This is a genomic window from Pseudomonas sp. GXM4 (assembly GCF_008923895.1).
In the GTDB taxonomy this organism is placed as follows: domain Bacteria; phylum Pseudomonadota; class Gammaproteobacteria; order Pseudomonadales; family Pseudomonadaceae; genus Aquipseudomonas; species Aquipseudomonas atacamensis.
Genome location: NZ_WBRZ01000506.1, coordinates 1 through 1201, shown reverse-complemented (window position 1 = coordinate 1201; position 1201 = coordinate 1). Strand labels below are relative to the sequence as shown.

Below are 1201 nucleotides of genomic sequence, written 5' to 3'. Positions count from 1 at the left end.
TGACCAGATGAGATTGAGCGCTTCCCAGCGGCGAAAGCCGTAACCGCGCAAGGCGGTTCGCAAGTGGTGTCTGGATCTGCTTTACCGAATACGAAGAAGGCGCCTATGGCGCCTTTTTTCGTTTCAGTCGTTAACGTTTGGTGGAAGTAGGTTGATTCAGGAAGACCTTACCGCATAGCAGCATGAACGCCATCCTGCCATGCAGCCTAGGGGGTTCGCCCGTTTGATGGTAGGCACTCTCTACCACCAGGTTCAAATCTTGTGGCTTATCCTTCCCTGCTCGACGAATTTCGAAAAAGACGTGGTACGGCCCGCTTGGATCCTCGATCGTTATAGAAAACGCCCAATTTCTCATCGCCGCAGTTTGGAAAACTTTGGCTTGAGGACTGTTTAGCCCCTGAATCACGGCCGGCAATACTTTGGACAATCTGTAACGAATTGCGCAAAAAGTGCGCTGACGCCCAGCACCGTCGAGAATGATTTGCTCGCCTTCCGGATGTGTCGCTTCATCGTAACCTTCAGTGAAGCAATGCGCCGAGAACGTGACGTGCACATTTAGATCACGTTTGGCCAACTGACTTGGGATGGTGAATGTGAACGGCTCGAGGTGAGAAAAGTCGTAAGTCTGACCACCAATGGTCAGCGGAAGAAAATAGGCGGTCACTTCGGTCTCCGTTCCGGCCAGTCCATCAGTTTACCCTACCTTTCGTCGACCGTTTGATCTTGAGTGTCGGTGTAGGTGCTACCACAACCCTCTGAGCGATGGTCAGTTTATAAATGCGAGCACTGGGATGATTTCTTGGGGTACGCGCCCAGTCAGAACAAGGAAGCGGCGCCATACGCCATAAGGCGGAGCCTTGCTGCCGTCCTTGAATGCCCTTACGCGGCGGTCAGAGGACAAACCCAACAACCCGGCTAGCTTTGCATCTGTGTTGTACGCCGGAAAATGCGTTTGGAAATGACGGAAGTATGCGCCAATGATGTCTGGATGCGGCGGGCTCCACCCCTCTGCTTCTGTCAGCAAATGAGTACGTGGATACAGGCTTTCGTCTATCTCAGACTGCGTAGGAAGCTTGGGCGCATTCAGATTCGCCTGTAGCTGTAGCACAGCAGCTTTAGTGGCGGCCTCAAAGACAAAAGCTTGTTGTTCTGCAATTCCTGGCAATTCAATTTTCATGGGTGGGTCTCTCCAATCCTCTAA

Annotated in this window: 2 protein-coding genes; both read right to left on the bottom strand. The window is 52.3% G+C overall.

Annotated features, from left to right (window positions below; all coding sequences use genetic code 11):
* Positions 1-130: 130 nt before the first annotated feature.
* Entirely contained in the window at positions 131-664 is a 534-nt protein-coding gene (locus F8N49_RS27785) for a hypothetical protein (protein ID WP_151553310.1), read from the bottom strand.
* Between the two features lie 102 nt (positions 665-766).
* Positions 767-1177: a hypothetical protein gene (locus F8N49_RS27780; RefSeq protein WP_151553309.1), complete on the bottom strand. Its 411-nt coding sequence runs from the start codon at positions 1175-1177 to the stop codon at positions 767-769.
* Between the last annotated feature and the right edge of the window lie 24 nt (positions 1178-1201).

Excerpts from the sequence above, each read along its gene's own strand:
- F8N49_RS27780 (WP_151553309.1), bottom strand. The coding sequence starts at position 1,177 with ATGAAAATTGAATTGCCAGGAATTGCAGAACAACAAGCTTTTGTCTTT.